The 8878-nt window shown below is 62.1% G+C and carries 9 protein-coding genes; 4 read left to right on the forward strand and 5 right to left on the reverse strand.

The features are described from left to right. The 3 genes from KDH09_12270 to KDH09_12280 all read left to right on the forward strand — a co-directional run. On the forward strand, positions 1 to 503 hold a 503-nt coding region (locus KDH09_12270), incomplete at its 5' end, for an arsenical-resistance protein (GenBank protein ID MCB0220465.1). A 9-nt stretch (positions 504 to 512) separates the two neighbouring features. Next, on the forward strand, positions 513 to 908 hold the full coding sequence (locus KDH09_12275) for an arsenate reductase ArsC (protein ID MCB0220466.1): 396 nt from the start codon (positions 513 to 515) through the stop codon (positions 906 to 908). A gap of 38 nt (positions 909 to 946) precedes the next feature. Beyond that, positions 947 to 1807, forward strand: coding sequence for a thioredoxin family protein (locus KDH09_12280; protein MCB0220467.1), 861 nt, complete (start codon positions 947 to 949; stop codon positions 1805 to 1807). On the opposite strand, the gene KDH09_12285 is transcribed toward KDH09_12280, so the two are convergent. Next, complete coding sequence (locus tag KDH09_12285; protein MCB0220468.1) at positions 1804 to 2451, reverse strand: flavin reductase family protein; 648 nt, start codon at positions 2449 to 2451, stop codon at positions 1804 to 1806. The two genes, KDH09_12280 and KDH09_12285, sit on opposite strands and share 4 nt — an antisense overlap. Before the next feature lie 253 nt (positions 2452 to 2704). On the opposite strand from KDH09_12285, the gene KDH09_12290 reads away from it, so the two are divergent. Then, entirely contained in the window at positions 2705 to 3073 is a 369-nt protein-coding gene (locus KDH09_12290) for a response regulator (protein ID MCB0220469.1), read from the forward strand. Between the two features lie 172 nt (positions 3074 to 3245). On the opposite strand, the gene rpoD is transcribed toward KDH09_12290, so the two are convergent. The 4 genes from rpoD to KDH09_12310 all read right to left on the reverse strand — a co-directional run bounded on the left by rpoD (position 3246) and on the right by KDH09_12310 (position 8769). Further along, positions 3246 to 5279, reverse strand: coding sequence for an RNA polymerase sigma factor RpoD (gene rpoD, locus KDH09_12295; protein ID MCB0220470.1), 2034 nt, complete (start codon positions 5277 to 5279; stop codon positions 3246 to 3248). A gap of 94 nt (positions 5280 to 5373) precedes the next feature. Next, positions 5374 to 7257 carry a DNA primase gene (locus KDH09_12300; GenBank protein MCB0220471.1) on the reverse strand — a complete coding sequence of 628 codons (1884 nt, stop codon included), beginning with the start codon at positions 7255 to 7257 and terminating at the stop codon, positions 5374 to 5376. 327 nt (positions 7258 to 7584) lie between these two features. Further along, a complete protein-coding gene (locus tag KDH09_12305; protein MCB0220472.1) occupies positions 7585 to 8037 on the reverse strand; it encodes a GatB/YqeY domain-containing protein in 453 nt (150 codons plus the stop codon). A gap of 78 nt (positions 8038 to 8115) precedes the next feature. Then, entirely contained in the window at positions 8116 to 8769 is a 654-nt protein-coding gene (locus KDH09_12310) for a bifunctional phosphoribosyl-AMP cyclohydrolase/phosphoribosyl-ATP diphosphatase HisIE (protein ID MCB0220473.1), read from the reverse strand. Positions 8770 to 8878: the final 109 nt, after the last annotated feature.

The following is an 8878-nucleotide window of genomic DNA, read 5'->3' on the forward strand; positions in this document are numbered from 1 at the left end:
AGACCCTGTTTGCCTCCGTTTTCGTCTTTGTGGTCATCCCGCTGGGCGCGGGCGTCCTGACGCACAGGCATTTCATCGAGTCGGATCGGCCGGAATCGATCGACAAGCTCGCCAACCGGCTCAAGCCCGCATCGATCGTGGGGCTGCTTCTTACCGTCATATTGCTCTTCGGGTTTCAGGCAGAGACCATCATCGCCAATCCCATTCGCGTCGCACTCATTGCCGTTCCGCTGCTGATACAGAGCTACGGGATTTTTGCCATTGCCTACGCGCTCGCACGCGCATTGAAACTCCCGTTCAATGTCGCCGCGCCGGCGGCCATGATCGGCACTTCGAACTTCTTCGAGCTTGCCGTGGCGGTTGCCATCAGCCTTTTCGGGCTCTCTTCGGGCGCCGCACTGGCGACCGTCGTGGGCGTGCTCATCGAGGTGCCCGTGATGCTCTCGCTGGTCGCCTTTGCCAACCGGACGCGGGACTGGTTTCCCGAAGCGGCACACGCCTGAGGAGCAGCCATGAACCGCGTCATCTTTGCCTGCGTGCACAATGCCGGCCGCTCCCAGATGGCGGCGGCCTTCTTCAATGCGCTCTGCCGGAGCCCCGAGTGGCAGGGCGTTTCGGCAGGCACCCAGCCCGCCGACCACGTGCATCCCGAGGTGCTCGAAGTGATGAAGGAAGCGGGCATCGATCTCTCGGATGCGCGCCCGCAAAAACTCACCGAGGAGCTCTGCGCCGACGCGAAGCTGCTCATCACCATGGGCTGCGGCGAGAACTGTCCCTACGTTCCGGGCCTGGAAACACGCGACTGGCCGCTGCCCGACCCCAAAGGGAAGGGTCTGGCGCAGGTTCGGGAAATTCAAGCCGAGGTGCGCAGGCGCGTCAAAGCACTGGTGGATGAGATCGCGGCCTGAGTTTTCCCCGTTCCGTCCGATTCCTCTAGACTGTTTTCATGCGATGGATTCTGGCAGCGATGCTTGCGTTCGTGATCAGTGGGTGCAGCGCGGACATGGACGAGTATCTCGATGAGGCCCGGCGCTTTGTCGATCCCGCCCAGCGGATGTGGCCGGGCTCGCGTGAACCGGCTGAATCGCAGAAACAGCCCACCCCGGCCGAAGAAGAGGCTCCGCCCGAAGAACCCCGGACCGCACAGGTCGAGCCTGAAAAGGCGGAACCCGCCGACGAACCCGAAGAGGAAAAGGGCGCCGCCAGCGATCCCACCCGCATCGTGTTTCGCTACACCGACGACGCCGGAAATTTGAAATTCGTTGCCGGCATCGACAGCGTGCCGCCCAAATACCGCCCGCGCGTGCGGGTAGTCGACGGGCGCAAGCTCAATACCTATCAGAGCGGCCCGGCGCCTGCGCCCGTTGCAAGCTCAGCCGCGCCGAGCGCGAGCAGCACCCTGCGCGGGCGTCCCGGCGGGGAGTGGAATTCCAACCAGATCCGGTGGGTGCCGCTTTCACAGGCAAAAACCTCCGCCCGCCGCCTGCAGCGGCCCGTTCTGCTGGTGGTCTACACCGACTGGTGCCCTCATTGTAAGGAGTTCGAAACGCAGTTCGAGGATCAACAGGTGGCCGAACTGGCACAGCGCTTTGTCATGGCGCGCGGCAATTCCGACGAAATGGATGTACTGGATCGCAGCTACGCGCCCGACGGTCGCTACATTCCGCGTATGCTCGTTCTCTCACCCACCGGGAAGCTCGACACCGAGCTCAACGACGGCGGCGAAGACGCCTACTACTGGGGCAGCACCTCACCCAAAGGAATCCTGCGCGCAATGCGCAAGGCGATCAAGAAATACGGCAACTAGGCTTTGACGCCCTTGGCGGCCCAGTCGGGGCGCTCGACTTCGAAAACCTCGCGGGTCTTTCCGTAGAGCTGGCCGGCCAGGCGTGAGAGCGGGTGGAGCTTTTCGATGTCGACCCACTTCTTTTCGTCATCCCAGACCGAATCGGCAATGTGGAACTTCACCACTTCGGCGATGATCAGGCCGTTCAGGGGCTTGGGCTTTCCGCACCAGACGATCTGGTCGAGCTTGCACTCAAACTGAATCGGGCACTCGGCAATGCGCGGGGCGCTCACAATGTCGGAATCCACGGGCGTCAGACCCGTCTTTTCGATCTCCGATTCGTCGGGAGCGAACTCCGTGGAACTCAGCGTGACGAGTTCGGCCTGATCCTCGGTAGGGATGTTTACAACGAAGTCTCCGGTCTCCTCGATGTTGCGCAGCGAGTCCTTCTTGACGAGCTGGTCGCCCCAGCGGCGGTGCCCGATGCTCACCGAGATCATGGGCGGCTTCGAGGTGATTCCCTGGAAATAGGAAAAGGGCGCCAGGTTGGTGGAGCCGTCCTTTCCACGGGTGGAGATCCACGCGATGGGCCGGGGCACGATGGCCGAGATCATCAAAAAATAGAGTTCCTTGCCCGATGCCTGGGCGGGGTCGATTTCGATCATGGGGTGGGTCTCCTTGGCGCGTGGGCTCGTCTCACTGGCGCGCATCTTAGGGGGCGGGGTTGCTGGGCGTCCATCCGGTCCGCTGTGTCGCTTTGCGTCACCCCGAGATTCCTGATAATAAAGTAATTTCAGGCACTTAGATTTGTGATTTGGATTAATCCTTGCGAAGAGCCCAATGATTTTAGTAGCTTCGCGCGCATGCAAGTTGGCGGGAAACCACGGCGGGAGCAAGCCGCGGTTTGAAGGGGACGTTATGAACGCCATTCGGAAGGTCGTCGTCTGCGAGGACGATGCCGTTACCCAGCGCTACCTCCAAAAAGTGATCGCCCTGATTCCGGACACGGAGGTTCACCTCTTTTCGAGCGTGGGTACCGCCCTGCTGGCGGTCGAGTCCATGAAGCCCGCGCTCGTCATCATGGATCATCGCCTGCCCGGCGCCACCGGCAGCGACGCTGTCGGCCGCCTTCGCAAGACCGAGTGGGGCAAGAGCGTCCCGGTCCTCGTCTACACCGGTGCCGACGTGCGCGAAGAGGCCCTCGCCAACGGCGCGAGCGACTTCATCAGCAAGCCGGCAAGCGCGCCGCAACTCATCGACAAGATCAGCGCGCTTCTCGCCAACTGATTGCCGACCTCTCCTCCGTCTACTTCTCACCCATTCCTGTCATCCTGAGCAAAGCGAAGGATCTCGCAACGACGAATCAGCGTTGTCCCGTGCGTTGGCAACAGCGCTCGTACCTGCGAGATCCTTCGCTTCGCTCAGGATGACAGTTGTGTGAAATGCACGAAGTGAGAGACTACCAGTCGACGAAGCTCTTGAGCTTGCCCGAACGGGAGGGGTGGCGCAGCTTGCGAAGCGCCTTGGCCTCGATCTGACGGATGCGCTCGCGGGTAACCGAGCAGTTCTGCCCGACTTCCTCCAGCGTGTGATCGCTCTTGCCGCCGATGCCAAAGCGCATGCGCAGGACTTTTTCCTCGCGCGGGCTCAGCGTGGCCAGCACGTTGCGGGTCTGTTCGAGCAGGCTGACGTTGATGACTGAATCCGTCGGTGAAATCACCGATTCGTCCTCGATGAAATCGCCCAGGCTCGAATCGTCTTCCTCGCCCACGGGCGTTTCCAGTGAGATGGGCTCCTTGGCGATTTTCATCACCTTGCGCACCTTTTCCACCGGCAGTTCCATGCGCACGGCCAGCTCTTCGGGCGTGGGTTCGCGGCCGAGTTCCTGGATGAGCTGGCGCGAGGTCCGAACAAGCTTGTTGATCGTCTCGATCATGTGCACCGGGATACGGATGGTGCGCGCCTGATCTGCAATGGCGCGGGTGATCGACTGGCGGATCCACCACGTAGCGTAGGTCGAGAACTTGTAGCCGCGCTGGTACTCGAATTTCTCGACGGCCTTCATCAGGCCGATGTTGCCTTCCTGAATGAGATCGAGGAACTGCAGTCCGCGGTTCGTGTATTTCTTGGCGATCGAAACCACCAGGCGAAGGTTCGCCTCGATGAGATCGGCCTTCGCACGCGAGGCGGCGTCCTCACCGGCCTCGATTTCCAGCACCAATCGGGTGAGTTCCTCCACCGGCAGGCCCGTACCTTCTTCGACTTCGGCGCGGACGCGCGACGATTCAATCAGCGCGGCGTCATAGGCCTGCAGGTCAGCAATGCTCACGTGAATGCTCTTGGCGACCTTTTCGGCCTCCTTGGCGTTCTTGCGCATCCGGCTCAGATACGGGGCGATGTCCTCGCGCGTGCGGCCCAAACGATTCTCGAAACGCACAATCGGCCGCTCGGCCGAGCGATATTCCTCAAGCGCGAGCTTCAGGCCGTTGACGATGCGCTGCACCTCGCGGCTGTTGAGCCCGAGCAGGGAAATCTGGCTGGCAATCTTGCGGGTGTTGGCGTCGAGCTCACCCTGGTAGCGCTCACGGGTTTTCTCCGAAACGCTCTTGCGACCGATCTTGTTCTGGATTGCTTCGCGGTCCTTGAAGGACTGGCTGATCCGCCGGAACGCGGCGAGCGCTTTTTCGCGGTAGCGCTCTTCGTCGAAGGTCTCTTCATCGATGTCGTCGAGCAGGTCGCGAATGGAAACATCGCGGTCTTTGAGTTGCTCGCCGATCTTCAAGAATTCGCGCACGGCCGAGGGGCACGAATAGATCGCGTTGCGCACGCGCTGCTCGCCGGCTTCAATGCGCTTGGCGATCTCCACCTCTCCCTCGCGGGTGAGCAGGCTGACGGTGCCCATCTCCCGAAGGTACATGCGAACCGGATCGACGTGGGCGCCCTCACCCGGAGCCAGCGCGGCGGCCTTGCCCGGCGTCTCCGAGTCATTCGCGTCGGAGGCCCGTTTGCGCGGCCGCTCGGGCGCGCTGTTGGCATCGGGTTCGTCGTCGTCGAGATCGTCGGCGCTCAGCTCGTCATCGTCATCATCGAGCGCGTCATCGAGGTCATCGGGCGCGACTTCGAGAACGTCCACGCCGTCCTCGCTGAGCTCGAGCATGATTTCGTCGAGCTGCTCGGTGCTCACCCCTTCGCCGGGAAGTGCTTCATTGAGTTCGTCGTAGGTAAGAAAGCCTTTTTCGCGACCTGCCGAAAGCACGGTCTCGAGCGCGCCGCTGCGCGGCGTCTTCTTCGCGCCGGCGGCTTCGGTCGTCTCTGGTTTGTCGGCTTTGTTTTTGCGCGCGGTTTTCGCCGCGGGCTTTGCGGCCTTGCGGGGTGCGGCCTTGCTCGTCTTCGCAGCGCTCGCACTGGCGCGTGCGCGCTTAACAGTCTTCGCCCCGGCCGCCTTCTTCGCAGCGGCTTTAGGTTTTTTGGTGGTACCGGCTGACCTTGCCACGCACTAATCCCTTGGCATCGCAACACAGGGAAATAAGTCCCCGCCGCGCTCAACAATCCCAACCCCGAATTTCGCGCATCCGCTCTGGTAGGGATTATGAACGCAACCGACGTTCCACGTCCAATAGCCGTTGGGACAACTCTGTGTGGGCTCCGGGCTCTTCGGCGCCCGCCAGCTCACGAAGTTGCTGCTGGAGCTCGGTGCGCTCGGTCAGCAGCACGTAGTGCTCCAGCTTCTTTAGAACGCTTTCCAGGGACTCTTCGATGCGTTCTTCTTCGGGCCGGTTGTGGTCGGTGTCTTCCTCGGAAAGGCGCAGGGGCTCGTTCATCAATCGAGAGGCCAGCGCGATTTCCTCCTGTGGGGATTCCCCTCCCTGCAGACTCTGGATCACCGCGTTGAAAAACCCGGGCTTGGCCGCGGTGCCAGCTTCCACGGCGGCCTTGTAAATGCGCTGCAGGCTCTCGGAACTGAGCAACGCATTGATGTCTTCCTCCAGACTCTGCTCCATGCACTGGGAGAGCTGCAGGCAAAGCGCGACAAGAAAGCGCTCCATCCGTTCGCGTTCGTTGAGCTTTTCGGGCAGCCCCATTTCCCGCGCAAGTTCGGCGCGAAGTTGGGGATCGTTGCGGTCCTGTCCTTCGCGTCGGCGGGTGCGATTCGTCACGGCGGCCCGGCGTAGCGATTCACGCAGGCGATCGGGAGAGACATTGAGCCGCTGGGCGAAACTCTCCACCGCGCGATCCAGCGAGATCGGGTCGGGAATCGCGGCGAGCACTTCGGCCGCACGACCCACCGCCTGCTCCATGTCGGCGCTTCCACCCTTGTTGGCAGCGCCGGCCAGTTCGTCGAGGAGCATGTTCAGCAGCGGCTGGGTTTTCCCCATGAGTGCCTGAACCGCCTCGGGGCCCTCGCGTTCAAGCAGATCGTCCGGGTCCTTGCCGCCCTCGACCATCACGCGGTGCGGGTCCATTCCCTGGGGTAGCAGCACGCCCAGGCTCTTGAAGGCGGCCTGCCGCCCGGCGTTGTCGGAATCAAAGAGCAGGGTGACACGCTTGGTGTATCGCCGGAGGATGCGCGCATGGTCTTCGGTGAGCGCGGTGCCCAGCGTCGCCACTGCGTTCTTCACGCCGGCGCGCCAGAGCGCAATCAAATCCATGTAGCCTTCGACCACGATCACGCCGGTTTCTTCGCGGATCTCCCGGCGGGCGCGATGGAAGTTGTAGAGGACCTTGCCCTTGTGAAAGAGCTCGGTCGTCGGGGAGTTCAGATACTTGGGCATTTGATCGTCGCGCAGGGAGCGGCCGCCAAAGCCGATGACCCGGCCGCGCGCGTCGTGAATCGGAAAAATGAGCCGGTCGACGAATTTGTCACGCAGGTTCTCCCACGTGACCGGCGCGCCTTCCTGGCGGAGCTGCACCAGCCCGGCATCGAGGGCCAGCCGCGGATTAACCCCCGCCTTGTGGAGTTTACGAACCAGCCGGTCCCAGCCCGCCGGCGCCCAGCCGATCTCGAAGAGCTCGGCGGTCTCGCCGGTCAGCCCGCGGCCCTCGGCGTAGGCCCGCGCTTCGGCGGCGGCCTCGTCCTCGACGATCAGGCGCCGGTAATACTCCGAGGTCCGTTGGAGCAGATCGAAGACCGGGTCAGCCGCGCGCTGGGCCTGCCGCGCGTCGCTCAGGGCCTCGGTTTCGATGGTGACGCCGGCCTTGTCGGCCAGGTATTCGATCGCCTCGATGAAGTTGAGGTTATCGATGGCCTCGAGAAAGCCCACGGCATTGCCGCCGGCCTGGCATCCAAAGCAGTAGTAGAGCCCCTTGTCCTGGCTCACGGTGAAGGAGGGAGATTTTTCATTGTGAAAAGGGCAGAGCCCCTTCCAGTCCTTGCCCGCGCGCTTGAGCTGTACGCGCTCGCCGATGAGTTCGACGATGTCGGTGCGATCAAGAATTTCGTTGATCGTCTGCTGGGGAATGCGCTTGGACACGGGCCCATTCTTTCACGTTGGGAAGCCCCCGGCCAACCCGCCCGGGGCTTGTTTGATCTGGTAGGCAAGCGAAGCTGGAACTACCGAATTCTCTAAAGCTTTCCACAGGTTCCGCATCTGTGTTGATGCGCTACATCAACTTTTAATTCTGAATTTTCCCTGTGATTTCAAAGAGTTATGAAAATAATCAAACAGGGCCGGGGGTCACCCCCTCGGCCCTGTGGAGAGTTTGTGGAATTCTTTGGGGACAGCCGCGGTGCCCCTTCGCTGGAGCAATTCGACCTGTCAAAATGGCTCGAAATTGAGCCAATTCTGGCTCTCGAATCTTCAGCCGGTCAGCTTGCTCTTCACCAGTGCGCTCACCCGTGAGCCATCGGCCTGGCCCTTGATCTGACCCATGACCATGCCGATAACCTTGCCCATGTCCTTGGGACTCGACGCGCCGGTCTTGGCGATGGCGTCGGCGACGACTTTCCCGAGCTCTTCGTCCGAGAGCTGCGTCGGCAGGTAGCGTTCGATCACCACCATCTCCGCGCGTTCCTTCTCGGCCAGCTCGGCGCGGCCGCCCTTGTCGTAGGTCTCGGCTGCTTCGGCGCGCCGTTTCTTGGCGGAGCTGAGCACCTCGATCATCTGGTCGTCGGTGAGGGCTTCGACCTTGGCTTCGATTCGCTTGTTCTTTGCCTCGGAGGAAATCATCCGAAGCACCGAGAGCTCGTCCTTCTTCCCGGCCTTCATGGCGGCCTTCGTGTCCTCGGTGATGCGGTTCAATATTTCGCTCATGGGTTCCTCCCCTGCCCGGCCTCCGATGCGACCGGGACTCAATCGGTTGCGCAGTCTCTTAGCACCCTGCCGCCGCGATTACTTCTTTCGACTGGCCTTCTCGGTGTGGCCGCTGGTGCCAAAGCGCCGGGCCAGCTCGGCATAGACCTCGGAGATGTCGATGTCCTTGTGGGCGAGCAGAACCAGCGAGTGAAAGAGCACGTCGGAAAACTCTTTGACCACCTCGGTGTTGTCCTTGATCTCGGCCGCCTCGACGAGCTCGCCCGATTCCTCGCGAATTTTTTCGAGGATCTTCGGCAGGCCTTTTTCGAAGAGACTCTTGGTGTAGGACTTCTCTCCGGTGGAGGCCTTGCGGGCCTCGATCACCTCGAACAGGGCGTTCACCACAGCGGGCCCCGAGGGGGTGCCGGCGCTCTCCCCTTCGACCTCCCGGAAGAAGCAGTTCCAGCGCCCGGTGTGGCAGGCCGCGCCGGTTTGTTCCACGTGGAACAACAGGGTGTCGCCGTCACAATCCAGGCGGATGTCGCGGATCTTCTGAACGTGGCCGCTCGACTCACCCTTTTTCCAGAGTTTGCCCCGGCTTCGCGAGTGGTAGTGGGCAAACCCGGTCTCGAAGGTCTTGTCCAGGGCCTCGCGATCCACCCACGCGAGCATGAGCACGTCGCCGCTGGCCGCGCACTGGGCAACGGCCGGAACAAGGCCCTGCTCGTTCCACTTGATCTGGCCGGTCAACTCTTCGCGGGAGATCGGGTCGATTTTCTTGAAATCTTCAGCGTCCACGGCGTTTCTGTGCTCCTCCAGCGGCTCCGGGTTTCCTTGAGATGCACGCGGGAAGGCCGTG

This window comes from Chrysiogenia bacterium (genome assembly GCA_020434085.1).
Classification (GTDB): Bacteria; JAGRBM01; JAGRBM01; order JAGRBM01; family JAGRBM01; genus JAGRBM01.

Coding starts and splice junctions, on each gene's coding strand:
- KDH09_12275 (MCB0220466.1), top strand. CDS start 513: ATGAACCGCGTCATCTTTGCCTGCGTGCACAATGCCGGCCGCTCCCAG.
- KDH09_12280 (MCB0220467.1), top strand. CDS start 947: ATGCGATGGATTCTGGCAGCGATGCTTGCGTTCGTGATCAGTGGGTGC.
- KDH09_12285 (MCB0220468.1), bottom strand. CDS start 2,451: ATGATCGAAATCGACCCCGCCCAGGCATCGGGCAAGGAACTCTATTTT.
- KDH09_12290 (MCB0220469.1), top strand. CDS start 2,705: ATGAACGCCATTCGGAAGGTCGTCGTCTGCGAGGACGATGCCGTTACC.
- KDH09_12305 (MCB0220472.1), bottom strand. CDS start 8,037: ATGAGCGAAATATTGAACCGCATCACCGAGGACACGAAGGCCGCCATG.